At 59.5% G+C, this 23,511-nt stretch carries 27 protein-coding genes and 1 tRNA gene; 6 read left to right on the top strand and 22 right to left on the bottom strand.

Translation table 11 applies throughout. The features are described from left to right. Window position 1 precedes the first annotated feature (1 nt). From ACX0MV_RS13380 to trmJ, 14 genes are all read right to left on the bottom strand, one after another. Window positions 2-1,042, bottom strand: coding sequence for a RodZ domain-containing protein (locus ACX0MV_RS13380; RefSeq protein ID WP_458983006.1), 1,041 nt, complete (start codon window positions 1,040-1,042; stop codon window positions 2-4). After that, entirely contained in the window at window positions 1,042-1,803 is a 762-nt protein-coding gene (gene pilW, locus ACX0MV_RS13375) for a type IV pilus biogenesis/stability protein PilW (RefSeq protein ID WP_458983005.1), read from the bottom strand. Before pilW ends, ACX0MV_RS13380 begins: the two co-directional genes overlap by 1 nt. Before the next feature lie 12 nt (window positions 1,804-1,815). Beyond that, on the bottom strand, window positions 1,816-2,964 hold the full coding sequence (gene rlmN / locus ACX0MV_RS13370) for a dual-specificity RNA methyltransferase RlmN (RefSeq protein ID WP_458983004.1): 1,149 nt from the start codon (window positions 2,962-2,964) through the stop codon (window positions 1,816-1,818). Window positions 2,965-2,987: 23 nt separating this feature from the next. Next, window positions 2,988-3,419, bottom strand: coding sequence for a nucleoside-diphosphate kinase (ndk, locus tag ACX0MV_RS13365; protein ID WP_458983003.1), 432 nt, complete (start codon window positions 3,417-3,419; stop codon window positions 2,988-2,990). A 101-nt stretch (window positions 3,420-3,520) separates the two neighbouring features. Continuing rightward, window positions 3,521-3,721 carry a Fe-S cluster assembly protein IscX gene (gene iscX / locus ACX0MV_RS13360; RefSeq protein ID WP_458983002.1) on the bottom strand — a complete coding sequence of 67 codons (201 nt, stop codon included), beginning with the start codon at window positions 3,719-3,721 and terminating at the stop codon, window positions 3,521-3,523. A gap of 14 nt (window positions 3,722-3,735) precedes the next feature. After that, window positions 3,736-4,077 carry an ISC system 2Fe-2S type ferredoxin gene (fdx, locus tag ACX0MV_RS13355; protein WP_458983001.1) on the bottom strand — a complete coding sequence of 114 codons (342 nt, stop codon included), beginning with the start codon at window positions 4,075-4,077 and terminating at the stop codon, window positions 3,736-3,738. Window positions 4,078-4,079: 2 nt separating this feature from the next. Next, a complete protein-coding gene (gene hscA / locus ACX0MV_RS13350; RefSeq protein WP_458983000.1) occupies window positions 4,080-5,945 on the bottom strand; it encodes a Fe-S protein assembly chaperone HscA in 1,866 nt (621 codons plus the stop codon). A 51-nt stretch (window positions 5,946-5,996) separates the two neighbouring features. Further along, window positions 5,997-6,518, bottom strand: a complete 522-nt coding sequence (gene hscB / locus ACX0MV_RS13345) for a co-chaperone HscB (RefSeq protein ID WP_458982999.1) — start codon at window positions 6,516-6,518, stop codon at window positions 5,997-5,999. An 8-nt stretch (window positions 6,519-6,526) separates the two neighbouring features. Continuing rightward, window positions 6,527-6,850, bottom strand: coding sequence for an iron-sulfur cluster assembly protein IscA (gene iscA, locus ACX0MV_RS13340; protein WP_458982998.1), 324 nt, complete (start codon window positions 6,848-6,850; stop codon window positions 6,527-6,529). Between the two features lie 10 nt (window positions 6,851-6,860). Beyond that, a complete protein-coding gene (iscU, locus tag ACX0MV_RS13335) occupies window positions 6,861-7,247 on the bottom strand; it encodes a Fe-S cluster assembly scaffold IscU (protein WP_458982997.1) in 387 nt (128 codons plus the stop codon). A 44-nt stretch (window positions 7,248-7,291) separates the two neighbouring features. Then, complete coding sequence (locus tag ACX0MV_RS13330; protein WP_458982996.1) at window positions 7,292-8,506, bottom strand: IscS subfamily cysteine desulfurase; 1,215 nt, start codon at window positions 8,504-8,506, stop codon at window positions 7,292-7,294. A 45-nt stretch (window positions 8,507-8,551) separates the two neighbouring features. Continuing rightward, on the bottom strand, window positions 8,552-9,043 hold the full coding sequence (gene iscR / locus ACX0MV_RS13325) for a Fe-S cluster assembly transcriptional regulator IscR (protein WP_458982995.1): 492 nt from the start codon (window positions 9,041-9,043) through the stop codon (window positions 8,552-8,554). Between the two features lie 138 nt (window positions 9,044-9,181). Beyond that, complete coding sequence (gene cysE / locus ACX0MV_RS13320; protein WP_458982994.1) at window positions 9,182-9,961, bottom strand: serine O-acetyltransferase; 780 nt, start codon at window positions 9,959-9,961, stop codon at window positions 9,182-9,184. Beyond that, complete coding sequence (trmJ, locus tag ACX0MV_RS13315; RefSeq protein ID WP_458983202.1) at window positions 9,954-10,733, bottom strand: tRNA (cytosine(32)/uridine(32)-2'-O)-methyltransferase TrmJ; 780 nt, start codon at window positions 10,731-10,733, stop codon at window positions 9,954-9,956. The genes cysE and trmJ overlap by 8 nt, the downstream gene beginning before the upstream one ends. 146 nt (window positions 10,734-10,879) lie before the next feature. On the opposite strand from trmJ, the gene suhB reads away from it, so the two are divergent. Beyond that, the gene (gene suhB, locus ACX0MV_RS13310) at window positions 10,880-11,695 is read left to right on the top strand and encodes a type III secretion system regulator SuhB (RefSeq protein WP_458982993.1); all 816 of its coding nucleotides are present in this window, start codon (window positions 10,880-10,882) and stop codon (window positions 11,693-11,695) included. Between the two features lie 54 nt (window positions 11,696-11,749). Here suhB and ACX0MV_RS13305 read toward each other — a convergent pair whose 3' ends face one another. The 6 genes from ACX0MV_RS13305 to queA form a co-directional block, all read right to left on the bottom strand. Next, the gene (locus tag ACX0MV_RS13305) at window positions 11,750-12,286 is read right to left on the bottom strand and encodes a glycine zipper 2TM domain-containing protein (protein ID WP_458982992.1); all 537 of its coding nucleotides are present in this window, start codon (window positions 12,284-12,286) and stop codon (window positions 11,750-11,752) included. A 78-nt stretch (window positions 12,287-12,364) separates the two neighbouring features. Next, a complete protein-coding gene (gene secF, locus ACX0MV_RS13300) occupies window positions 12,365-13,270 on the bottom strand; it encodes a protein translocase subunit SecF (protein WP_458982991.1) in 906 nt (301 codons plus the stop codon). Window positions 13,271-13,278: 8 nt separating this feature from the next. After that, on the bottom strand, window positions 13,279-15,147 hold the full coding sequence (secD, locus tag ACX0MV_RS13295; protein WP_458982990.1) for a protein translocase subunit SecD: 1,869 nt from the start codon (window positions 15,145-15,147) through the stop codon (window positions 13,279-13,281). A 61-nt stretch (window positions 15,148-15,208) separates the two neighbouring features. Beyond that, entirely contained in the window at window positions 15,209-15,544 is a 336-nt protein-coding gene (gene yajC, locus ACX0MV_RS13290; protein WP_458982989.1) for a preprotein translocase subunit YajC, read from the bottom strand. A gap of 39 nt (window positions 15,545-15,583) precedes the next feature. After that, the gene (gene tgt / locus ACX0MV_RS13285) at window positions 15,584-16,699 is read right to left on the bottom strand and encodes a tRNA guanosine(34) transglycosylase Tgt (RefSeq protein WP_458982988.1); all 1,116 of its coding nucleotides are present in this window, start codon (window positions 16,697-16,699) and stop codon (window positions 15,584-15,586) included. A gap of 20 nt (window positions 16,700-16,719) precedes the next feature. Further along, window positions 16,720-17,763, bottom strand: coding sequence for a tRNA preQ1(34) S-adenosylmethionine ribosyltransferase-isomerase QueA (queA, locus tag ACX0MV_RS13280; protein WP_458982987.1), 1,044 nt, complete (start codon window positions 17,761-17,763; stop codon window positions 16,720-16,722). A 111-nt stretch (window positions 17,764-17,874) separates the two neighbouring features. On the opposite strand from queA, the gene ACX0MV_RS13275 reads away from it, so the two are divergent. From ACX0MV_RS13275 to ACX0MV_RS13265, 3 genes are all read left to right on the top strand, one after another. Further along, window positions 17,875-17,959, top strand: a tRNA-Leu gene (locus ACX0MV_RS13275). A 451-nt stretch (window positions 17,960-18,410) separates the two neighbouring features. Beyond that, complete coding sequence (locus tag ACX0MV_RS13270) at window positions 18,411-18,623, top strand: cold-shock protein (protein WP_458982986.1); 213 nt, start codon at window positions 18,411-18,413, stop codon at window positions 18,621-18,623. Window positions 18,624-18,725: 102 nt separating this feature from the next. Then, the gene (locus tag ACX0MV_RS13265; RefSeq protein ID WP_458982985.1) at window positions 18,726-19,220 is read left to right on the top strand and encodes an RDD family protein; all 495 of its coding nucleotides are present in this window, start codon (window positions 18,726-18,728) and stop codon (window positions 19,218-19,220) included. Between the two features lie 65 nt (window positions 19,221-19,285). Here the strand turns inward: ACX0MV_RS13265 and lptG are convergent, their stop codons facing one another. Further along, entirely contained in the window at window positions 19,286-20,347 is a 1,062-nt protein-coding gene (gene lptG / locus ACX0MV_RS13260; protein WP_458982984.1) for an LPS export ABC transporter permease LptG, read from the bottom strand. Further along, window positions 20,340-21,461, bottom strand: a complete 1,122-nt coding sequence (gene lptF / locus ACX0MV_RS13255) for an LPS export ABC transporter permease LptF (RefSeq protein ID WP_458982983.1) — start codon at window positions 21,459-21,461, stop codon at window positions 20,340-20,342. The genes lptG and lptF overlap by 8 nt, the downstream gene beginning before the upstream one ends. A 144-nt stretch (window positions 21,462-21,605) precedes the next feature. Between lptF and ACX0MV_RS13250 the strand changes: the two genes are divergently transcribed. Both ACX0MV_RS13250 and ACX0MV_RS13245 read left to right on the top strand, forming a co-directional pair. Beyond that, the gene (locus ACX0MV_RS13250) at window positions 21,606-23,093 is read left to right on the top strand and encodes a leucyl aminopeptidase (RefSeq protein ID WP_458982982.1); all 1,488 of its coding nucleotides are present in this window, start codon (window positions 21,606-21,608) and stop codon (window positions 23,091-23,093) included. Then, on the top strand, window positions 23,090-23,506 hold the full coding sequence (locus ACX0MV_RS13245) for a DNA polymerase III subunit chi (RefSeq protein WP_458982981.1): 417 nt from the start codon (window positions 23,090-23,092) through the stop codon (window positions 23,504-23,506). The genes ACX0MV_RS13250 and ACX0MV_RS13245 overlap by 4 nt, the downstream gene beginning before the upstream one ends. The last annotated feature ends 5 nt before the right edge of the window (window positions 23,507-23,511 follow it).

The raw sequence follows: 23,511 nt of genomic DNA, 5'->3' as shown, positions 1-23,511 counted from the left end.
CTTATTGCCCACCCAACTTGATGCGCGCAGTTTCGCCTGTGACAAAGGGCGCCACGTTCACCGGTTCGCCGTTATAGCTGACCTGGGCCCCGCGAGCGAACCCAAGGCGCAGCTCCAGCGGCGCCTTGCCGACCAGGCGCAGATTTTCGCCTTCACGCTTGAGACCACTGAAAACCACCTTGTTTGATGCATCGCGCAGTTGTACCCAGCAGTCCGCAGTGAACTGCACGGCCACCAGCCCTTCTCCTGCTGCGAGTACAGGCGCTGCCTCAGCTACAGCTGGCTCTGCAGGCATATCAGCTGATGAGGCCGCCGCGTCGGTTTCGCCGGCATCTACCGCTGCTTCCGGCGTCGATGGCGTTGACTCGGCGGTAGCCGCAGGCTCACCCGCCGGCGTTTGAACAATCCCGGGCTCGAGCGGAGCGGATTCATCACCAGGCGCAGGCGCAGCGGGTTGCGGCTGTGCGGCAACCTCAGCAGAAACGCTGGGCAAATTCAGCTCGGTGCCCACCTGGGCATCAGCGACAGCCTGATCCTCGGGTTCGTCGAGCACGTGAATCTGGGTCGCGCCATCGGCGCCCTCCACTTCGACGTGGCCAATGCTGGTCGCAGACTGCTGCGCCTGATTGCTCGACTGCCCCTGCCACCAATAAAAACCGATACCAGCCAGGGCAAGCAGCAAAATGAAACTGACAAACCGCAGGATGCCCTGCGAATAGCGAACCGGTTCTTCTATCCGTCCAAGGCTGTGCACCGAGCTTCCCGCAGCGTCGCTGCCGGTCAGCTGGTCGAACTCCATGACCAGGCGATTCTGGTCCATACCAAGCAACTTGGCGTAGGTGCGGATATAACCACGGGCAAAGGTGTGCCCCGGCAATTTGTCGAACGCGCCGGCTTCGATCTGCCCCAAACGCTGAACGGTCAGGTTGAGCTGGCCTGCAACTTCGGCAACTGTCCAGCCTTTGCTTTCTCGGGCCTTGCGCAGGGATTCACCGGGATTGACGCGAGGGGCTGTGGCAACTTCAGGGGGCGCCGCTTTCATCATTGCTCCGAAAGGTATTGCTGATATTCCGGCGTACCGGGATAAAAACGCTTCAACTGCAAGCCGATGCTGGCGGCTTTGTCGCGGTCGTCGAAAATTTTTGCCAAGCGAGCGCCCAGCAACAGGCTGCGAGCATTCTGCGCAGCTACGGCGCTGTAGCTCTCGTAATAGCGACGGGCCGGTACGTAGTCCTTGTCAGCGAAGGACAGCAGGCCCATCTGCAGCAGCGCGATCGGCTGGCGACTATCGAGGCGCAATGACCGTTCGAAATAGGCTTTTGCCTGCGCGGGCTGATTGAGCTCCAGCGAGGTCAGCCCGAGGTTCTCGAACACCCGCGAACGTTCGGGGTAGAGGGTATCCTGCGAAGCTTTCTGGAAGCGCTCGAGTGCCTCCTGGTAACGCTTTTGTTCGTAGAGAAAGCTGCCGTAGTTATTCAACAGCCTGGCGTCGTCGCTCTTCTGCGATAAGGCTTTGCGAAAGTGTTCATCGGCCAGTTTCGCTTCCATCTCGATCTGGAATACCAATGCCAATGCCGCATGAGCATCCGCGCTGGACGGATCAAGCTCCAGGGCTTTCTTCAACGGCACCTTCGCCCGTGCGGTCGCACCCTGCTGGACGTAACCAATACCCAACTGTACGTAAGCGTCATGCGCCTCATCTCGGCCTTTATCGGTTTTCATCGGATCAACATCGCCAGTTGATACGCAGCCCGCTAACAGACTGACGACAATAAGCAGGAAAAGCGCTGGGCGCAGAGTCATGGGTATCCTCCCTTAAGTTCGATTGGCGGCGGAACTCGGCGTCTCGGCCTCGCTACTCAATTCACGCACAGCAATATAGCGCTCGCTACGGCGGGTACGGTCCATAACCTGACCGACCAACTGGCCACAAGCCGCATCAATATCCTCGCCCCGCGTAGTGCGCACGGTGACATTGTGCCCGGCTTTGTGCAGCAGGTCCTGGAATCGGCGAATGGCATTGTTGCTCGGACGCTCGTAGCCGGAGTGGGGGAAGGGATTAAACGGAATCAGGTTGATCTTGCAAGGCACATCTTTGAGAAGTGCGATCATTTCCTCAGCGTGCTCAGTCTTATCGTTTACATCCTTGAGCAGGGTGTATTCGATTGTAAGCACGCGCTTTTCGCCAAGACGCGAGACATAACGCTTGCACGCTGCCAGTAGCATTTCCAGCGGGTACTTCTTGTTGATCGGTACCAGTTGGTTGCGCAACTCATCATTGGGCGCGTGCAGCGACAGCGCCAGGGACACGTCAATCACTTCACCGAGCTTGTCGATCATCGGCACCACGCCGGACGTGGACAACGTCACCTTGCGCTTGGATATGCCATAACCGAGGTCGTCCATCATGATTTTCATGGCGGCGACGACATTGTCGAAGTTCAACAGCGGCTCGCCCATGCCCATCATCACCACATTGGTGATGGCGCGGTCGATCTTCGCTGGCACGCTGCCGAACGACTTGTTGGCGATCCAAACCTGACCGATCACTTCGGCAGCACTCAGATCGCTATTGAAACCTTGTTTGCCAGTCGAGCAAAAACTGCAATCCAGCGCACAGCCGGCCTGCGACGAGACACAAAGCGTGCCGCGCGAGCCCTGGGGGATATACACGGTTTCCACACAACTGCCCGACGCCACTCGCACCACCCACTTGCGCGTGCCATCGGTGGAGATATCTTCGCTGACCACTTCCGGGCCACGGATTTCAGCACAGGCCTTGAGCTTTTCGCGCAAGGCCTTGCTGACATTGCTCATGGCATCGAAATCATCGACGCCAAAGTGGTGAATCCACTTCATCACCTGACCGGCGCGGAAACGTTTTTCCCCGATACGCTCGAAGAACTGCTCCATTTCTACTTGGGTCAGACCCAGCAGATTGGTTTTACCGGTAGTTTCAGTCATGGCTTCACCCTCACCCGATTCGCTTAGCGAATGCGAGCGCAGACTTCGGTGGAAGCGAAGAAGTAAGCAATTTCGCGAGCAGCAGAAGCTTCCGAGTCGGAGCCGTGAACAGCGTTTTCGTCGATGGATACGGCGAAATCAGCGCGGATGGTACCGGCAGCAGCTTCTTTAGGATTGGTAGCGCCCATCAGCTCGCGATTCTTGGCGATGGCGTTTTCACCTTCCAGAACCTGAACAACTACCGGACCGGAAGTCATGAAGCTAACCAGATCCTTGAAGAAGCCGCGCTCGCTGTGCTCGGCGTAGAAACCGGCCGCTTCGCGCTCGGAGAGCTGAACCATTTTCGACGCTACGACACGCAGACCGGCTTTTTCAAAGCGGGTGACGATTTCGCCAACAACATTTTTAGCGACAGCGTCTGGTTTGATGATGGAAAACGTACGTTGAACAGCCATGTGAAACTCCAGAAAACATAGGATTAAAGCGAAAAATTAAACCCGCGAATTATACGCGGGTTCTGATTAAATGCGTAGGCCAGGGCCGGAACGCGCCTGGATCAATCAGCTTCCTCGATCCACGCGGCCTGTATGGCCTCAAGTACTTTCTCACCGCCGCGTTGCGGGTCATCGGAGAAATCCGCCAGCCCAACGACCCAGCGGTGCAGGTCGACAAAATTAACAAAGCGCGGATCGACTTCGGGTTTTTGCTCTGCCAGTTGAATGGCAATTTCCAAAACGTCAGCCCATTTCAGACTCATGACAGCTCCCTGAATCAGTGCGGCGCTTCGGCAGCGTGGTTGAGCGAGTACTTGGGAATCTCGACCGTCAGGTCCGTATTCCCGACAATCGCCTGGCAGGCCAGACGCGATTGCGCTTCCAGGCCCCAGGCTTTGTCCAACAGATCCTCTTCCAACTCGTCGGCCTCATTCAGCGATTCGAAGCCTTCGCGCACGATGCAGTGGCAGGTGGTGCAGGCGCAGACACCGCCGCAGGCGCTTTCCATCTCGATATGGTTGTCATGCGCAACCTCAAGAACGGAGACGCCAGGCTCGACGTCCACGACCAGCCCATCCGGGCAGAACACGGCATGGGGCAAAAAAATGATTTGCGGCATGTTTATTCCTCGATCTCGTTAAGACGGCGACCTGCCAGCGCGGCCTTGACCGTGGCATCCAGACGACGCGCCGCGAACGCATCGGTCACCTGGGTCAGGCGCTTGGTCGCCTGCTCGATGGACTGCCCGTCGTTCCCCGCCATCAGCTCGCGCAATTGCTGCATCTGGGCATCAATCGCCAAACGCTCGTCGCCATCCAGTAGGCGCTCGCCATCGGCCAGCAAGGCGGCTTCGACCGCTTCCAGCAGACGCTGCGCGTCCACCTGCTGCTCGCGCAGCACTCGGGCTTCTTTGTCATCGCCGGCGTTCTGAAACGAATCCTGCAACATCCGGGCAATTTCCCCATCGGTAAGGCCATAGGATGGCTTGACCTGAATGCTTGCTTCCACACCCGATACAAGCTCACGAGCCGCCACGCTGAGCAGCCCATCGGCATCGACTTGAAAGGTCACGCGGATTTTGGCCGAGCCTGCAACCATCGGCGGGATGCCGCGTAATTCGAAGCGCGCCAGGGAGCGGCAATCGCTGATCAGCTCACGCTCGCCCTGAAGAACATGCACCAGCATGGCCGTCTGACCATCCTTGTAGGTGGTGAAATCCTGGGCACGCGCGACCGGAATGGTGGTGTTTCGCGGGATCACCTTCTCCATCAGCCCGCCCATGGTTTCCAGGCCGAGCGATAGCGGGATCACATCCAGCAGCAATAACTCTTCGCCTTCGCCGCGCTTGTTGCCGGCCAAGGCGTCGGCCTGGATCGCCGCGCCGATCGCGACGACCTGATCGGGGTCGATATCGGTCAGCGGTTCACGCCCGAACAGCTCGGCGACAGCTTGGCGCACCCGCGGCACACGGGTCGAGCCGCCAACCATGACTACCGCCTGGATGTCTTCCAGTTCGATACCAGCATCGCGAACAGCCCGACGGCATGCCTTGAGGCTGCGGGCGACCATGGGTTCAACCAGCTCATCGAAGCTTTCGCGGCTGAGTTGACCTTGCCAGCTCCCGTAACTGAGCGACGCTTGCGCACTCGCACTCAACACCTCTTTGGCCGCGCAGGCAGCCTCAAGCAAAAGCCGTTGCTGCGTCGGATCCAGGTCGGCGGAAACCCCGGCTTGCTGGACGATCCAGCCAGCAATGGCATGATCGAAGTCATCACCGCCCAGTGCGCTATCGCCGCCAGTGGCAAGCACCTCGAACACGCCGCCGGTCAGGCGCAGGATGGAAATATCGAAAGTACCGCCGCCCAGGTCGTAAATGGCCACCAGTCCTTCGGCATGCTGATCCAAGCCATAAGCGACGGCCGCAGCGGTTGGCTCGTTGAGCAGACGCAACACGTTCAAACCGGCCAGGCGCGCGGCATCTTTGGTGGCCTGGCGCTGCGAATCGTCGAAGTAGGCTGGCACGGTGATGACCGCCCCTACCAACTCGCCACCCAGCGCAGCCTCAGCGCGCTGACGCAGGACCTTGAGAATTTCGGCAGAAACCTCGACGGGACTTTTCGGCCCCTGCACCGTCTCGATGAACGGCATGTGCGATTCGCCACCGACAAACCGGTAAGGCAGCTGTTCGCCAAGTTGCTTGACGTCCGCCAGGCCTCGCCCCATCAGGCGCTTGACCGAGAGTACGGTATTCAGCGGGTCGCTCGACGCGGCGACCTTGGCGTCATCGCCCACTTCGACGTGCGCTGCGTGATAACGCACTGCTGACGGCAGGATGACACGACCGAGGTCATCCGCAAGCGGCTCGGACAACCCGCTGCGCACTGCAGCGACCAGCGAATTGGTGGTGCCCAGGTCTATCCCGACCGCCAACCGACGCTGGTGTGGCTGTGGGCTTTGTCCGGGCTCAGCGATCTGCAGTAGGGCCATGATTAATCAATGCTTATCTGGATATCTGGCACGCCACGGGGAGTGCCAGCGTTAATCGTCGAGGCGCTCTTCCAACTGGCGAACCTCGTGAGAGAGCTTGTCGAGAAACTGCATGCGGCGCATCAGGCGCTCGGCCTCTTCGCGTCGCGCTGCGTCATCCCAACAAACGGCAAAGCGTTCATTCAGCTCGTCCTGAGCGGTTTTCAAGCGACGTTTGAACACCGCCACCCCGGCCACGTCAGCGCTGTCCTGCAAGTCTTCCAGCTCTTCGCGCAGCTGCATCTGCTGCATCAGAAAATCCGGGTCTTGCACCGTGACTTCCAGCGGTAGCTCCGGGCCACGCAAGGCCAGCAGGTAACGGGCGCGCTGCGGAGCATTCTTCAGCGTGCGATACGCCTCATTGAGACTGGCGGACTGTTCAAGCGCAATGCGCTGTTCGCGCTCACTGGCATCGGCAAAGCGGTCCGGATGGACGTTGCGCGCCAGTTCGCGATAGCGCACGGCCAACTGCTCGAGATCCAGGCGGAAGCTCGGCTGCAACTCGAACAAAGCAAAATGACAAGGACTGCCCACAACGCGCCTCAGATATTGAAGCTCTCGCCGCAGCCACATTCGCCACGCACGTTGGGGTTGTTGAACTTGAAGCCTTCGTTCAACCCTTCCTTGACGAAGTCCAGCTCCGTACCGTCTAGGTAAACCAGGCTTTTGGGATCGATGATCACCTTGACGCCATGGCTTTCGAACACCTGGTCCTCGCTGGCGGTCTCATCGACGAACTCCAGCACGTAGGCCAAGCCAGAGCATCCGGTGGTGCGTACGCCCAGGCGAATGCCCTCGCCCTTGCCGCGCCCGTCGAGGGAACGACGAACATGTTGAGCGGCAGCTTCGGTCATGCTGATAGCCATCGAGACCTCCTTAAATCAGACCTTTCTTCTGCTTGTAGTCGCGAACGGCCGCCTTGATGGCGTCTTCAGCGAGTACCGAACAGTGGATTTTAACCGGCGGCAATGCCAGCTCTTCAGCCAGCTGGGTATTCTTGATGGTTTCCGCTTCGTCCAGTGTCTTGCCCTTCATCCACTCGGTAGCGAGGGAGCTGGAAGCAATCGCGGAGCCGCAGCCGTAGGTCTTGAACTTGGCGTCTTCGATCACGCCCAGCTCGTTGACCTTGATCTGCAAGCGCATCACGTCGCCGCACGCCGGCGCACCGACCATGCCGGTGCCGACATCGGGATCTTCCGCGTCCATCTTGCCGACGTTGCGCGGGTTTTCGTAATGGTCAATAACCTTTTCACTGTAAGCCATGCTGGTATTCCTTCCTCATCAGAGAATCGCTCTTCGGCGACTACTTAGTGCGCCGCCCACTCAATCTTGGAGATGTCGACGCCGTCTTTGTACATGTCCCAGAGCGGCGACAATTCGCGCAGCTTGGTGACCGCCTCGCGCACTTTCTGCGCGGCGTAATCAACATCATCCTCGGTGGTGAAGCGACCGAAGGTGAAACGGATCGAGCTATGGGCCAACTCGTCGTTGCGGCCCAGAGCCCGCAACACATAGGACGGCTCAAGCGAGGCCGAGGTACAGGCCGAGCCCGAGGACACCGCCAGATCCTTGAGCGCCATGATCAGCGACTCGCCCTCGACATAGTTGAAACTCAGATTGAGGTTGTGCGGCACGCGTGCACTCATGCTGCCGTTCACATACAACTCTTCGAGACCGTCCACCTGTTTGAAGAAGCGATCACGCAAAGCCTGGATGCGCAGGTTCTCCTGAGCCATTTCCTCTTTGGCGATGCGGAACGCCTCGCCCATGCCAACGATCTGGTGAGTTGCCAGGGTGCCGGAGCGCATGCCGCGCTCATGGCCACCGCCATGGGTCTGGGCTTCCAGGCGAACACGCGGCTTACGGCGCACGAATAACGCACCGACGCCTTTCGGACCGTAGGTTTTGTGCGCCGAGAACGACATCAAGTCGACCTTGAGCGATTCCAGGTCGATGGCCACCTTGCCCGTGGACTGCGCAGCATCGACATGAAAAAACACGCCGCGCGAGCGGGTGAGCTCACCAATGGCAGCGATGTCATTGATGGTGCCGATTTCATTGTTCACGTGCATGATCGACACGAGAATCGTGTCTTCGCGCAATGCTGCCTCAACCATCGCTGGGGTGACCAGACCGTCTTCGCCGGGCTCGATGTAGGTCACTTCGAACCCTTCGCGCTCCAACTGGCGGGTGGTGTCCAGCACCGCCTTGTGCTCGATCTTCGAGGTGATGATGTGCTTGCCCTTGCTACTGTAGAAATGCGCGATGCCTTTGATCGCCAGGTTGTTCGACTCGGTGGCCCCAGAGGTCCAGACGATCTCGCGAGGATCGGCATTGACCAACTCGGCAACCTGGCGACGCCCGTTCTCTACCGCTTCCTCGGCTTTCCAACCGAACACATGGGAGCGCGATGCAGGGTTACCAAAATTGCCGTCAACCAGCAGGCACTCGCTCATCTTCTGCGCCACACGCGGATCAAGCGGCGTGGTAGCGGAGTAATCCAGGTAAATCGGCAACTTCATTGGTTCTCTCCTATCAGGTGTGGCCATGGAGGCCGGCGCCCTATATCAATCGATGGTGGACGCTGCAATTTTGTCTAGCTGGGGCGTCCTGCCGTTGTGACGACGCTGATCCTGAGAATGTGCGATTTCCTGCACTTCGCGTCGAGTCACCAAATCGGCCAGGCTGATGCCGCTTAGAAATTCATGAATCTGATGACTGAGGTCGCACCACAGATGGTGCGTAAGACAGGTATCGCCCGAGTGGCAATCACCCTGGCCCTGACAACGCGTGGCATCAACCGACTCATTGACCGCGTCGATCACCTCGGCCACCTGGATGCCCTGCATGGCCCGCGACAGCTGATAGCCACCTCCCGGACCGCGCACACTGGACACCAGATTACCGCGACGAAGCTTGGCGAACAGTTGCTCGAGGTAGGAAAGAGAGATGCCTTGCCGCTCGGAAATATCGGCAAGAGACACCGGCCCATGCTGCGCATGCAACGCCAGGTCGAGCATGGCGGTGACGGCGTAACGGCCTTTGGTTGTCAGTCGCATCGAGGATTACCACGGGAGCACAATTTGACGCGAGTATCCTATTCCCGAGTAATTAAGTCAACTATTAGACCTATCGTTTTACTCGGGATTGGCGGCTTTGAAAGGCGCGCAGCATAGCAAACTGCCGGCAAGCACGCATCAGCCAGCGGGCTTGCTGTCCACCTCTTTGACCACACCCGCGAAATCCTCGTTACGCAGTTGCGGCAGGTCTTTCGCGCAATAGTCGCTGCCCAACGCCTTCAGGGCGCCACACATGCCTTCCAGGCGCCCGTCCACTGCGTGCAGATGGTCAAGCAACTGACCAATGGCGCGGGCGACAGGGTCGGGCATATCCTGACTGACGCCGTAGGCGTCGAAACCAAGCTTCTCTGCGATCGCTTGACGCTTTGCCTCCTGCTCGTCATCAATCTTGACAATGATTCGCCCGGGGATACCAACCGCTGTCGCGCCTGCGGGCACCGCCTTGGTGACCACGGCGTTCGAGCCAATCTTGGCCCCTGCGCCGACGGTGAACGGCCCTAACACCTTGGCGCCAGCCCCCACCACGACGCCGTCCTCCAGAGTCGGATGGCGCTTGCCTTTATCCCAACTGGTACCGCCAAGCGTTACGCCCTGATAAAGGGTGACATCATTGCCGATCTCAGCAGTCTCACCGATAACGATACCCATGCCGTGGTCGATGAAGAATCGCCGCCCGATTTTTGCTCCAGGATGGATCTCAATTCCGGTCATCCAGCGGCCGAAATTCGACACCAAACGAGCGAGCCACTTCCAGCCCGAAGACCAGAGCCCGTGAGCGATGCGATGCAGCCACACCGCGTGCAGACCGGGATAGCAGGTCACCACCTCCAGCGTATTGCGGGCAGCAGGGTCACGGTGAAAGACGCTCTGGATATCCTCTCGCATACGCTCAAACATCTGACTTCCCCTGCTTATGGTGCTCACCGCGCGCAGCCTTGACGGTTTCAGTCAAAATCCCGCGCAAGATATTCATTTCCAGTTTGCTGACCGCACTGCGCCCGTACAGGCGCCGCAAGCGGCTCATCAAGTGCCGCGGCTTGGCGGGATCGAGAAAGCCGATCTCGACCAAGGCAAGCTCAAGGTGTGCGTAAAACGACTCAAGCTCGTCTGCCGTGACGGGCTGAGAGCTGTGAATCGCCGTCGTCTCCAGCTTGAGCGTCTTGGTGGGCTGATCCTGCGCTGCCAGCCAGGCCATTCGCACCTCGTACGCGAGCACTTGAACCGCCGCAGCCAGATTAAGCGAGCTGAATTCGGGATTGGACGGAATATGCACATGGAAATGACAACGCTGCAGTTCCTCGTTCGTCAGACCCGCATATTCGCGACCAAACACCAGCGCAACCTCGGCGCCCTGCATGGCCTGCTCGCAGGAGGTAACACCACACTCGCGCGGATCAAGCAATGGCCACGGAATCCGCCGATCACGCGCACTGGTGCCAAGTACCAGCGTGCAGCCGACCAGCGCCTGCTCAAGTGTGGCGACAACCTCGGCGCTGTCTAGAATGTCCGTCGCACCTGAGGCCCGCGCAACTGCATCGGCACTCGGGAAATCCAGTGGGTCAACCAGTACCAGCCGCGACAAACCCATATTCTTCATGGCACGCGCAGCGCCACCGATATTGCCGGGATGACTGGTATTGACTAAAACGACGCGAATATTTTCCAGCAACGCAGACACTCACACAGACACCGGAGGGGGAGCAAATCTTACAGCCCCCCCCTCAGTAATGCCATGCAGGACACAGACGGCACTTCATCAGGAAGGGTTTTCTGCTAACATGGCCGGCTTTCTTTAACGACCCAGGTGAAACATCCATGCAGCCTATGCTGAATATCGCGCTGCGCGCAGCCCGTAGCGCCGGTGAAATGATCTTCCGCTCGATCGAACGCTTGGACGTCATCTCGGTCGACGAGAAAGATGCCAAAGATTATGTGACCGAAATCGACCGCTCGGCCGAGCAGTTGATCATTCAGGCACTGCGCAAGGCGTACCCCAACCACGGCTTTCTCGGCGAGGAAGGTGGCTTGATCGAAGGGAGCGGCGAAGGCGCCGACTACCTGTGGATCATCGACCCGCTGGACGGCACGACCAACTTTGTTCGCGGCGTTCCCCATTTCGCAGTCAGCCTTGCGTGCAAATACCGTGGTCGTCTAGAGCACGCCGTGGTCATCGACCCGGTACGTCAGGAAGAATTCACTGCCAGTCGCGGTCGCGGTGCGGCGCTAAATGGGCGCCGCCTGCGCGTCAGCACCCGAAAAAGCCTGGATGGCGCTTTGCTGGGTACCGGCTTTCCTTTCCGTGACAGCCAGATGGATAACCTGGAAAGCTACCTGGGCATGTTCCGCAATCTGGTCGGCCAGACCGCAGGCATCCGCCGCGCTGGCGCCGCCAGCCTGGATCTCGCCTACGTCGCTGCCGGGCGCTACGATGCGTTCTGGGAGTTTGGCCTGTCCGAATGGGACATGGCGGCTGGCGCTCTGCTGATCCAGGAAGCGGGCGGACTGATCAGCGATTTCAGCGGTGGCCACGAGTTTCTCGAGAAGGGCCAAATCGTCGCGGGCAACACCAAGTGCTTCAAGGCCGTCCTAACAGCTATACAACCACACCTGTCAGGGTCATTGAAACGCTGATTCGAACCCATAAAAAAAAGCGCCCCTCGGGGCGCTTTTTTTTACGCGATTTAATCAGTCTGCCGACTTAGCCAGAACCAGCTTGCCGTCTTTCACGGGAATCTGACTGCCTGGATCGCTCTCCATACGAACCTGGCCAACCTTGCCATCCAGCTCGTATTTCACGTCGTAACCGACCAGCTTTTCACTGGTGTCAGTCACAGTATTGCAACGCGTTTCGGTCGTTGTGTACGTATCACGGGACTGCATATTCTCCTGCACTTTGTTGCCAGCGTAGCCGCCGCCAACCGCACCCGCGACAGTGGCCAGCTTCTTGCCGTTGCCGCCACCGACCTGATTACCAAGCAAACCACCCACTACCGCACCGATGGCCGTACCCGCAATCTGATGCTGGTCCTTGACCGGACGCTGCCGGGTAACGGTTACGTCCTGGCAAACTTCGCGCGGAGTTTTGATGGTTTCGTTAACCGGCTTCACCGCGAGTACTTCAGCATACTCAGGGCCGCCAACCAGGCTATACGTTGCAACAGCGCCACCCGCCGTAACTGCTACCGCACCGAGCACGGCACCCACAATCATCGACTTGTTCATAACAACCTCCTGAATTAGCTTTCCCTGTGCCTAGGACCATAAATCCATTCGGAAAGTTCAGCTTATCTACCTAACGAGTTATGGACGATCATCCACTTCTTCGGCGACGACGGGCGGAATCAGGTCATCCACGTTCAGGTTGAGCCAGACCAGCACAACGTTTGCGATATAGATCGATGAATAGGTACCGACCAATACGCCGACAAACAGCGCGATGGAGAACCCAAACAGATTATCCCCAGCGAAGATCAACAGTGCGCCAATGGCCAGCAGCGTCGAAATCGAGGTCGCCATGGTCCGCAGGAGAGTTTGGGTCGTCGAGATGTTGATATTGTCGATCAGGCTGGTCTTGCGCAGCACGCGGAAGTTTTCCCGAACGCGGTCGAACACCACGATGGTGTCGTTCAGCGAATAACCAATGATGGCCAGCAATGCAGCCAGTACGGTCAGGTCGAAAGTGATCTGGAAAAACGACAGCACACCCAGGGTCATGATCACGTCATGCACCAGGGAAACGAAGGCGCCCATGGAGAACTTCCACTGAAAGCGGAAGGCCAGATAGAGCATGATGCCGCCAAGCGCCAGCAGCATGCCGAGGCCGCCCTGATCGCGCAGCTCTTCCCCTACCTGCGGCCCCACGAACTCGACCTTCTTCACCTGCAACTTGTCGCCTGACTGCTGCAGCACAGCCGCAACCTTGTTGCCCAGGTCAGGATCATCGCCCTGCATGCGCACCACCACATCGGTGGTAGCACCAAAGCTTTGCACGACCGCGTCGCCATAATTAGCTTCGGCCAGGCGCTGGCGAATCTTGCCCAGATCCGCAGGCTGCTCGTACCCCAGTTCGATCTGGGTACCGCCCGTGAAATCCAAACCGAAGTTCAGACCCTTGGTTGCCAGGCTACCCAGCGCGATAACAGTCAGTAATACGGTGATGGCGAACGCAATGTTGCGCGTGCCCATAAAGTTAATCGTACGCATCATCTGAGTCCTTATATCCACAACTTCTTCAGGTCACGCCCGCCGAAGCTCAAGTTGACCATGGCGCGCGTCACCAGAATGGCAGTGAACATCGACGTCAGAATGCCCAGCGACAGGGTCACTGCGAAGCCTTTGACCGGGCCGGTGCCCATGGCAAACAGAATCCCGCCGACGAGCAACGTGGTGAGGTTGGAGTCGACGATGGCCGAGTAGGCACGGTCGAAACCCTCATGAATGGCACGCTGTACCGACATACCGTTGGCGATTTCCTCGCGTATCCGCGAGAAGATCAGCACGTTGGCGTCCACCGCCATACCCATCGTCAGAACGATACCGGCAATACCCGGCAGCGTCAGCGTGGCGCTGAGTAGCGACATCAACGCCAGCAGCAGGACCATGTTGAAGCCCAGCGCGATGGTCGCCAGAACGCCAAATACGCGATAGATGGCAATGATGAACAGGGACACGAACAGCATGCCCCATAGCGACGCATCGATACCTTTGGCGATATTGTCGGCACCCAGGCTTGGGCCGATGGTGCGTTCCTCGGCGAAGTACATCGGCGCTGCCAGGCCACCGGCCCTCAGCAGCAACGCCAGCTCGGTCGACTCGCCCGGACCATCAAGGCCGGTGATGCGGAACTGGCTACCCAGCGGCGACTGGATGGTCGCTAGGCTGATGATCTTTTTCTCTTCGACGAAACTCTGTACCGCGACCTCTTTCTCGACGCCGTCAACGACCTGACGCATGTAGCGCACGGTCGGCTTCTGCTCGATAAAGATCACCGCCATGCTGCGCCCAACGTTGCTGCGCGTCGCCCGGTTCATCAGCTCGCCGCCATGGCCATCCAGACGGATGTTGACCTGCGGGCTGCCGTTTTCATCGAAGCTGGCCTGGGCGTCGGTAACCTGGTCACCGGTAATGATCAGCTCGCGCTCCAGTTGCGCAGGAGGTCGACCCTCCTCACGGAACTCAAAGGCTTCGCTGCTGGCGCGAGATGCGTCCGGCGCTGCCGCCAGACGGAACTCCAAGTTGGCCGTTTTGCCGAGAATCCGCTTGGCTTCGGCGGTGTCCTGAACGCCCGGCAGCTCAACAACGATGCGGTTGGCGCCCTGGCGCTGCACCAGCGGTTCGGCCACACCCAATTCATTGACCCGGTTACGTACCGTAGTCAGGTTTTGCTTGATGGAGTATTCGCGAATCTCCGCGAGCTTCGCCTGGGTCAGAGCGAGGCGCAGCACTTGCAAGCCACTGCGCTCGGCAGCGCTCAGCTCAAAGTCAGTGAAGTCCTTGCTGATAAGGCGACGGGCCTTCTCCAGGGTTTCTTCGTCGGTGAACCCCAGCTGGATCGCCCCATCGACCTCAGGCAGGCTGCGATAGCGCACCCGCTCCTTGCGCAGCAGGCTCTTGACCTCGCCTTCGTAAACCTTGCGCCGAGCATCCAGCGCTTTGTCCATATCCACTTCCAGCAGGAAGTGCACGCCGCCGGACAAATCCAGACCCAGCTTCATCGGACCGGCGCCGAGGTTGCGCAGCCACTGCGGCGTGGTTTGCGCGAGGTTCAAGGCCACCACGAAGTCTTCGCCGAGCGCTTTGCGCACAACGTCTTTGGCCGGTAACTGATCAGCCTGGTTGGTCAGGCGCAGCAATCCAGCGCGGCCTTGGGCGGCTACGCTCGACCCCTTTACCGCAATGCCGGCTTCCTGCAACGCACGACTGGCGCGATCGAGGTCAGCCTGCTCGACCTGCATGGCCGTGCTGTTGCCACTGATCTGGATCGCCGGGTCGTCCGGGTACAGATTGGGCGCAGAATAAATAAAGCCGATCGCCAGCACAGCCAGGATCAGCAGGTACTTCCAGAGGGGGAATTTGTTGAGCATGACGCCGCCCGTTATGACGCGGGGCGCATTAAGCGCCCCGTCGAATGGTGAAGAGTGGAACTTAGATCGCTTTCAGCGTGCCTTTAGGCAGCGTGGCGGCGATGGCAACCTTCTGGATTTTCAGCTCGACCGTGTCGGAGACTTCGATGACCACGAAATCATCGCTGACCTTAGCGACCTTGCCAGCGATACCGCCGCTGGTTACCACCTCGTCGCCCTTCTGCAGGTTGCCGATCAAGTTCTTGTGTTCTTTGGCGCGCTTGGCCTGGGGGCGCCAGATCATCAGATAGAAGATGACCAGAAAGCCAACCAGAAATACCCACTCAAAGCCGGTACCTGCGGGGCCAGCGGCCGGGGCAGCTGCATCAGCGTACGCAGCGGGAATCAAAAAGCTCATGTAACACTCCTGTTCAAAGGTCGTTAAAACGTAGATCAATCAGTTGAGCGGCGGCACCGGAAGCCCGCGCTTGGCATAGAAGGTATCGACAAAGGCGGCCAATGTACCCTGTTGAATAGCCTCGCGCAAACCAGCCATCAGGCGCTGATAGTGACGTAAGTTGTGGATTGTATTGAGCATGCTGCCGAGCATCTCGCCGCATTTATCCAGGTGGTGCAGGTAGGCGCGGGAGAAGTGTTTACAGGTGTAACAATCGCAGGTCGAATCCAGCGGAGCATCATCCTGTTTATGGAATGCGTTGCGAATTTTCAGCACGCCCGTGTCCACGAACAGGTGGCCATTTCGCGCATTGCGCGTTGGCATCACGCAATCGAACATATCGACGCCGCGGCGTACGCCCTCGACCAGATCCTCCGGCTTACCCACACCCATCAGATAACGCGGCTTGTCCGCCGGCAGTTGCGCCGGCAGGTAATCGAGCACGCGAATCATCTCGTCTTTCGGCTCGCCAACAGACAGGCCGCCAATCGCCAACCCGTCGAAATCCAGTTCGTTCAGACCTTCCAGCGAGCGCATGCGCAGCTCTTCATGCATACCGCCCTGGACGATGCCAAACAACGCAGCGCTGCTGTCGCCATGGGCTTCCTTGGAACGCTTGGCCCAGCGCAGCGACAATTCCATGGAGCGCTTGGCCACATCGAACTCCGCCGGATACGGCGTGCACTCGTCAAAAATCATCACTACGTCAGAGCCGAGGTCGCGCTGAACCTGCATCGACTCTTCCGGCCCCATGAAGACCTTCGCGCCATCGACTGGCGAGGCGAAGTACACGCCCTCCTCCTTGATCTTGCGCATGGCGCCAAGGCTGAACACCTGGAAACCACCGGAGTCGGTGAGAATCGGACCCTGCCACTGCATAAAGTCGTGCAGGTCGCCGTGACGTTTGATCACCTCGGTGCCTGGGCGCAACCAAAGATGGAAGGTATTGCCCAGAATCATCTGCGCGCCGATCGCCTCGATGTCGCGCGGCAGCATGCCTTTGACCGTGCCATAAGTCCCCACCGGCATGAACGCCGGGGTTTCCACCACCCCACGTGGAAAGGTCAGACGGCCGCGGCGCGCCTTGCCATCGGTCGCCAACAATTCAAAGGACATGCGACAGCTGCGCGACATACTCAAACCTCTGGCCCGCGCGGTGCGGGATTGCGGGTGATGAACATGGCATCACCGTAACTAAAGAAGCGATAACCCTCGGCAACCGCAGCCCGATAGGCCGCCATGGTTTCCGGGTAACCGGCGAACGCCGACACCAGCATCAACAAAGTCGACTCCGGCAAATGGAAGTTGGTCACCAGCGCATCGACCACATGCAGCGGTCGGCCGGGGTAGATAAAGATATCGGTGTCACCACTAAACGCCTTGAGCACGCCATCGCGCGCGGCGCTTTCCAGAGAACGCACACTGGTGGTGCCGACGGCAATCACCCTACCGCCACGCGCACGGCAAGCGGCCACGGCATCGACCACATCCTGGCTGACCTCCAGCCACTCGCTGTGCATGTGGTGGTCTTCGATTCGCTCGACCCGCACCGGCTGGAAGGTGCCCGCACCGACATGCAAGGTGACGAAGGCGCTTTCAACGCCCTTCGCGGCAATCGCGGCCAACAATGCCTGATCGAAATGCAGGCCGGCAGTCGGCGCCGCTACGGCACCGGCGCGTGCGGCATACACCGTCTGATAACGCTCGCGATCCGCGGCATCATCTGCCCGATCTATATAAGGAGGCAAAGGCATATGGCCGACGCGGTCGAGCAGCGGCAATACCTCCTCGGCAAAGCGCAACTCGAACAGCGCCCCGTGGCGCGCCACCATCTCGGCTTCGCCACCGCCGTCGATGAGAATGCTCGAACCGGGCTTGGGCGACTTGCTCGAGCGCACATGCACCAGCACCCGATGGCTATCGAGCACGCGCTCGACCAGCACTTCAAGCTTGCCACCAGAAGCTTTCTGGCCAAACAAACGCGCCGGGATCACCCGGGTGTCGTTGAACACCATCAGATCGCCCGGGCGAAGGTATTCCAGCAGGTCGCCGAATTGGCGATGGGCAAGTTCACCGCTGGCGCCATCGAGCACCAGCAAACGGCTGGCACGGCGTTCGGCAAGCGGATGGCGAGCGATAAGGGCGTCAGGCAGCTCGAAATGAAAGTCGGCAACGCGCATAGCGGAAGGGGTCGTCTTGCAGGGCGGCAAAGCTTACCGGAAAACATGCATGCTGACCACGCAAGTGCATTGACCTGCCCCAAAGGCATCCCTATACTGCGCCGCCATTGTGCCCCGGTGGCGGAACCGGTAGACGCGGCGGATTCAAAATCCGTTTTCGAAAGAAGTGGGAGTTCGAGTCTCCCCCGGGGCACCATAGATTCAAAGAAAGGCCTTGATCATCAAGGCCTTTTTTGTGGGCGATAGAAAAGTGAATACGCACCTCTTCTGACGCTCTCGACCACCTGAATCGACCTGCGACTTCTCGATTTCACGACCCATTCTGCGGGCTCGAATTGGGCATTTTTGGCGACGCCGATCGCGGCAAAAATCTGCTCCGCCCACGTGCGCCATACCCTATCGTCAACCATCCAAAAAACCTGCCGTAATGGCTTGAAACGCAGGCTTTCCGGGGGTTGGCATTTGCCTTTGAGTTGGCGTAGAGTTTTCGCAACTGTGTTTGCATGGGTCGCCGTAAATCGTGACCTGGTGCAGTAGATCGTCAAGATCCGCTACATCCCGCTCGACTTCGTATAACGCCTTGCAACCAGTGTCTCAGCCTCTCCCGTGGAGGCTGTCATCAACTCAAGTTTCAGGGAAATACAGACATGTCGAATCGTCAGAGCGGTACCGTCAAGTGGTTCAACGATGAGAAAGGTTTTGGTTTTATCACCCCCGAAAGCGGTCCCGACCTCTTCGTGCATTTCCGCGCGATCGAAGGCAGCGGCTTCAAAAGCCTTAAAGAAGGGCAAAAGGTCAGCTTCATAGCGGTGCAGGGCCAGAAAGGCATGCAAGCCGATCAGGTTCAAGTTCAGGAATAAGCCTGTTATTGCGAAGAACCCCCGATGGTGACATTGGGGGTTTTTTTATGCCTGCGGATGTTCCAAGCTGCGCGCCCGCTTTTTTAAAGCCGTGAGCCCATCATGCCAAAACACTTACTGCGCCCCCAGGGAGACTTTCCCACTGCCGGCCTGATTCGCCGTCTGGCGGCCATGTTTTATGACTTTCTGCTGTGCGTCGCCCTGCTGATAGTCGTGACCTTCGCCTACAAGCTCGTGCTAATGGGGTTTTACGGCGAGCAACAGCTTCGCCAGCTGTCCGACTCCGGCGCGCTGGATGGCGATCCCGTGTTGTCCACGGTGCTGTTTCTCAGCCTGTTCGCCTTCTTTGCCAAGTTCTGGACGCACAGCGGCCAGACGCTCGGCATGCAGGTGTGGGGCATCCGTATTCAAAACGCCGATGGCACGGCCATCAGCCTGTGGCAGGCCGCCCTGCGCTTTCTGGTCGCGATCGGCTCATGGCTTATCGTTGGGCTCGGCTTTCTGTGGGTGCTATGGGACAAGGAGAAGCGCAGCTGGCACGACATCTACTCCGAGAGTCGGACCGTGCAATTGCCGAAGAACATTCACAAGAAATAACGAGCAGAAAAAAGCCGGCTTCACCTACAAGGCGAAGCCGGCTTTTTATTACCCAGGATTTGCGCTCAACCGGCCCTGCGCAGCAACCAGCAACCCGCCAGGGCGCAGATTCCCGCTGGGATCAGCACGGCGAGCAGCGGCGAAAAACCAAATACGAGGCTCGACGGCCCCAGCAAGTCCTGAGTGATCTTGAACGCAAAGCCCACCAGAACGCCGGTGAATACCCGCTGGCCAAGCGTGACCGAACGCAAAGGGCCGAAGATGAAGGAAATTGCCATTAACACCAGCGCAGCCGTGACCAGCGGCTGGAGCACCTTGGTCCAGAATGCCAGCCAGTAGCGACCGTTGTTCAGCCCCTGCTCGGCCAGGTAATGGGTGTAACGCCAGAGCCCGGACATCGATAATGCATCGGGCTCCAGCACAACGGTGCCGAGCAATTCCGGATTCAACTGCACATCCCAACGCTCGCTGGCGGCCTTGACCACCTCGGTACTGCCCTCGCCAAACTGGGTGGTCGCCACGCCTTCCAGCTGCCAGTGGTCGCCCTGGTATTCAGCACGCCGGGCGAAACTTGACGACAGCAGGCGGCGCTGCTCATCGAACCGATAGCGGGTCACACCAAACAGCACGCCATTGGGCTGCACTGCGTTGATGTGCACGAATTCTTCGCCTTGCCGGTGCCAGAGGCCGCGCTTGGAGCTTTGTGCTTCACCGCCGCCCTGGGCCATGGCCCGGTTTGCCTGCGCCTTGTTTTCGCTGAACGGTGCCAGGTATTCGCCGATCAGAATGCCGGCCAGCATCAGCACCAGCATCGGCTTCATTACCGCCCAGACGATTCGGCCTACGGACACGCCCGCTGCGCGCATCACTGTCAGCTCGCTGCTGCTTGCCAGGCCGCCCAGACCGATCAGGCAGCCCACCAGTGCGGCCATCGGCAGCATCTCGTACAAGCGCCGCGGCACGGTAAGCAACACATACCAGGCCGCGTCCAGCAGGCTGTAACTGCCCTCGACGTCGCCCAGCTCGTCGATAAAGGCGAATAGCAGCGCCAGGCCGACAATGATGCCAAGCACGGCCAGAATGGCGGTGACTATCTGCCCACCGATGTATCGATCCAGCTTAACCACGGGCGACCTCCTTGGCGTAACGACGGCTGGCGAGCTTCAGGCGCAGCGTTTCCCAATAAAGCAGCACCAGCCCGATCACGATGAATATCCCGTGCACCCACCACAAGCCCAGAGCCGGTGGAATGCTGCCTTTCTCCATCGCGCCGCGGGCGGCAATCAACAGCGCCAGATACGCCATATAGAGAAGGATTGCCGGCAACAGCTTGAGGAATCGGCCCTGGCGTGGATTGACCCGCGAAAGTGGTACCGCCAGCAAGGTCACCACCAGCACCAGCAGCGGCAACGACAGGCGCCACTGCCACTCCGATTGCAGGCGCAGGTCCTCGCTGCCGATCAGCTCACGGGTCGGGATAGCCTCGCGCTCACTGACATCGCCACTGACCGAAGGCTTGGGCAGCAGAACGCCATAGGTGTCGTACTGAATCGCCCGGTAGTCGGCCTGCCCTGGGTTGCCGTCATAGCGATAGCCGTTCTGCAGAATCAGGTAGCGACTGCCATCGGGCTGGATTTCCTGCCGACCGGATTCGGCGACCAGTACGGTGATGCCGCGCTCTTCCTTGTCTTTCTCGGACAGACGCTTCTCTGAAATGAAGATGCCGCTCAGCTCGCTGCGGTCGTCCGCCAGCTCCTGGGTATAAGTCACCCGCGAACCGTCGCGCATCGATTGAAAGCGCCCAGGCACCAGGGTGTCGAATTCGGTCAGCGCGTCCTGCTCGTTGAACACCTGGGTGACTCGCTCCAGCCCTTGCGGGGCGAGGCCCATGCTCAGCCACGCGACAAGCAGCATCACCAGCAGCGCCGGTGCCATGCTGTAACCGAACAGGCGCTGTTGGCTCATGCCCGTGGCCGAAAGCACCGTCATTTCGCTGTCGAGATAGAGGCGACCGTAGGCAAGCAAGATGCCGAGAAACAAGCCCAGCGGCAGAATCAGCTGGAGAAACCCCGGCAGGCGAAACGCCATGATCAAGAACAGTACGCCTGGGTCGAGCAGGCCCTGGGCCGCCTGCGCCAGGTACTTGATGAAACGGCCACTCATGATGATCACCAACAGCACGGCGCTGACCGCGCTCAGGGTGAGCATTACCTCGCGAGACAAATAACGGAAGACGATCAAACCAGACACTCCAGGGTTGTCAGGCTCAGGCGGCTACGATCAAACTAGCCGCACTGCTTGCCGGTTCACCGGATAGATGAACCATCGGAAAAATGACCGGCATTATCCTGCAATACCGACTCGTTGTCTTGGGGACTCCACGCAATGGAATTTATCGTCAAAAGCGCTCGTCCAGAAACCTTGAAAACCGCCACCCTGGTCATCCCGGTGGGTGAAGGTCGTACCCTCGGCGAAATCGGCCAGCTTATCGACAGCGTCAGCGCGGGCAATATCAGCGCAGTGCTCAAGCGCGGCGACCTGGCCGGCAAGCTCGGCCAAACGCTGCTGCTGCACAGTGTGCCCAACCTCAAGGCCGAGCGCGTGCTGCTGGTCGGCATCGGTAAGGACGCCGAGCTCGGCGACCGACAGCTGCGCAAGCTGAGCACTGCCATCTATGGCGTGCTGAAGGGCCTGGGCGGCGCCGATGCGGTACTGGCCCTGCAGGACGTGGCTGTCAAAGGTCGCGACACCTACGGCAAAACCCGCCTGATGGTGGAAAGCCTGGCAGACGCCACCTACGTATTCGACCGGTTCAAAAGCCAGAAGGCCGATGCCAGCGCGCTGAAGAAACTCACCCTGCTCAGCGACAAGGCCAGCCTGGCCGAGGTCGAGCGCGCGACCGGCCACGCTCAGGCAATCGCTGCGGGCATGGCGTTTACCAAGGACCTCGGCAACCTGCCGCCGAACCTGTGCCACCCCAGCTTCTTGGCGGAAGAAGCCAAAGCCATGGGCAAGGCCCACAAAAATCTTAAAGTCGAGATACTCGACGAGAAGAAGCTCAGCGAACTTGGCGCGGGTGCTTTTCTCGCCGTGTCCCAGGGCAGCGAGCAGCCGCCACGGCTGATCGTGCTGAACTATCAGGGCGGCAAGAAAACCGACAAACCCTTCGCTCTGGTCGGCAAAGGGATCACCTTCGATACCGGCGGCATCAGCATCAAGCCAGCCGCCGGGATGGATGAGATGAAGTACGACATGTGCGGCGCCGCCAGCGTGTTCGGCACTCTGAAAGCCGTGCTGGAGATGCAGCTGCCGATCAACCTGGTGTGCCTGTTGGCCTGTGCCGAGAACATGCCGAGCGGCCGCGCCACCCGACCTGGCGATATCGTCACGACCATGAGCGGGCAGACCGTGGAGATTCTCAACACCGACGCCGAAGGCCGTCTGGTGCTGTGCGACACGCTGACCTATGCCGAGCGCTTCAAGCCGCAGGCAGTGATCGATGTTGCCACCCTGACCGGCGCCTGCATCGTCGCCCTGGGCAGCAACACCTCGGGCCTGATGGGCAACAACGACGCCCTGGTGCAGCAGCTGCTCGCTGCGGGTCAGACCGCCGACGACCGCGCCTGGCAACTGCCGCTGTTCGACGAATACCAGGAGCAGTTGGACAGCCCGTTCGCCGACATCGCCAACATCGGCGGGCCGAAAGCCGGCACCATCACCGCGGGCTGCTTCCTCTCGCGCTTCACCAAGAATTACGCCTGGGCGCACCTTGATGTGGCCGGCACGGCCTGGGTCAGCGGCGGCAAGGACAAAGGCGCAAGTGGCCGCCCCGTGCCGCTGCTGACGCAGTACCTGCTGGACCGGGTGCAGTGAGAATCGAGTTTTACGTATTGTCGTCGGCGACTCCGGCAGACCGCCTGCGCGCGGCCTGCCAGCTCGCCATGAAGGCGTGGCGCGCCGGCGTTCCGGTGTTTCTGCGTGGCAGCGATGCTGCGCAATGCAGCGAACTCGACGAACTGCTCTGGAGCTTCAAGGCCGAAGCTTTCGTTCCCCACGATCTGCACCAGGAAGACCCCACGGCGCCCGTGGCCATCGGCCTCGACGATGAACCCGGGCATGCCCACGCTGTCTTGATTAATCTGAGCAGCACGATTTCACCTCAGGTTGAGCGCTTCACTCGCGTCATCGAGATCGTCAATCAGCAACCTGAGCTGCTCAGCGCGTGCCGAGAAAATTTTGTCAGTTATCGCCAACGTGGCTATGACCCGAAACGAGTCGAACTCTAGTTCCG

Source organism: Pseudomonas cistanchae, from assembly GCF_054483635.1.
The sequence above is the reverse complement of the archived record's forward strand: the minus strand, read 5'-3'. Positions and strand labels throughout refer to the sequence as shown.

What these genes read in the sequence shown, in the direction of transcription:
- ACX0MV_RS13380 (WP_458983006.1), bottom strand. Translation starts at nt 1,042, where the DNA reads ATGAAAGCGGCGCCCCCTGAAGTTGCCACAGCCCCTCGCGTCAATCCC.
- pilW (WP_458983005.1), bottom strand. Translation starts at nt 1,803, where the DNA reads ATGACTCTGCGCCCAGCGCTTTTCCTGCTTATTGTCGTCAGTCTGTTA.
- rlmN (WP_458983004.1), bottom strand. Translation starts at nt 2,964, where the DNA reads ATGACTGAAACTACCGGTAAAACCAATCTGCTGGGTCTGACCCAAGTA.
- ndk (WP_458983003.1), bottom strand. Translation starts at nt 3,419, where the DNA reads ATGGCTGTTCAACGTACGTTTTCCATCATCAAACCAGACGCTGTCGCT.
- iscX (WP_458983002.1), bottom strand. Translation starts at nt 3,721, where the DNA reads ATGAGTCTGAAATGGGCTGACGTTTTGGAAATTGCCATTCAACTGGCA.
- fdx (WP_458983001.1), bottom strand. Translation starts at nt 4,077, where the DNA reads ATGCCGCAAATCATTTTTTTGCCCCATGCCGTGTTCTGCCCGGATGGG.
- hscA (WP_458983000.1), bottom strand. Translation starts at nt 5,945, where the DNA reads ATGGCCCTACTGCAGATCGCTGAGCCCGGACAAAGCCCACAGCCACAC.
- iscA (WP_458982998.1), bottom strand. Translation starts at nt 6,850, where the DNA reads ATGGCTATCAGCATGACCGAAGCTGCCGCTCAACATGTTCGTCGTTCC.
- iscU (WP_458982997.1), bottom strand. Translation starts at nt 7,247, where the DNA reads ATGGCTTACAGTGAAAAGGTTATTGACCATTACGAAAACCCGCGCAAC.
- ACX0MV_RS13330 (WP_458982996.1), bottom strand. Translation starts at nt 8,506, where the DNA reads ATGAAGTTGCCGATTTACCTGGATTACTCCGCTACCACGCCGCTTGAT.
- iscR (WP_458982995.1), bottom strand. Translation starts at nt 9,043, where the DNA reads ATGCGACTGACAACCAAAGGCCGTTACGCCGTCACCGCCATGCTCGAC.
- cysE (WP_458982994.1), bottom strand. Translation starts at nt 9,961, where the DNA reads ATGTTTGAGCGTATGCGAGAGGATATCCAGAGCGTCTTTCACCGTGAC.
- suhB (WP_458982993.1), top strand. Translation starts at nt 10,880, where the DNA reads ATGCAGCCTATGCTGAATATCGCGCTGCGCGCAGCCCGTAGCGCCGGT.
- ACX0MV_RS13305 (WP_458982992.1), bottom strand. Translation starts at nt 12,286, where the DNA reads ATGAACAAGTCGATGATTGTGGGTGCCGTGCTCGGTGCGGTAGCAGTT.
- secF (WP_458982991.1), bottom strand. Translation starts at nt 13,270, where the DNA reads ATGATGCGTACGATTAACTTTATGGGCACGCGCAACATTGCGTTCGCC.
- secD (WP_458982990.1), bottom strand. Translation starts at nt 15,147, where the DNA reads ATGCTCAACAAATTCCCCCTCTGGAAGTACCTGCTGATCCTGGCTGTG.
- yajC (WP_458982989.1), bottom strand. Translation starts at nt 15,544, where the DNA reads ATGAGCTTTTTGATTCCCGCTGCGTACGCTGATGCAGCTGCCCCGGCC.
- tgt (WP_458982988.1), bottom strand. Translation starts at nt 16,699, where the DNA reads ATGTCCTTTGAATTGTTGGCGACCGATGGCAAGGCGCGCCGCGGCCGT.
- queA (WP_458982987.1), bottom strand. Translation starts at nt 17,763, where the DNA reads ATGCGCGTTGCCGACTTTCATTTCGAGCTGCCTGACGCCCTTATCGCT.
- ACX0MV_RS13270 (WP_458982986.1), top strand. Translation starts at nt 18,411, where the DNA reads ATGTCGAATCGTCAGAGCGGTACCGTCAAGTGGTTCAACGATGAGAAA.
- ACX0MV_RS13265 (WP_458982985.1), top strand. Translation starts at nt 18,726, where the DNA reads ATGCCAAAACACTTACTGCGCCCCCAGGGAGACTTTCCCACTGCCGGC.
- ACX0MV_RS13250 (WP_458982982.1), top strand. Translation starts at nt 21,606, where the DNA reads ATGGAATTTATCGTCAAAAGCGCTCGTCCAGAAACCTTGAAAACCGCC.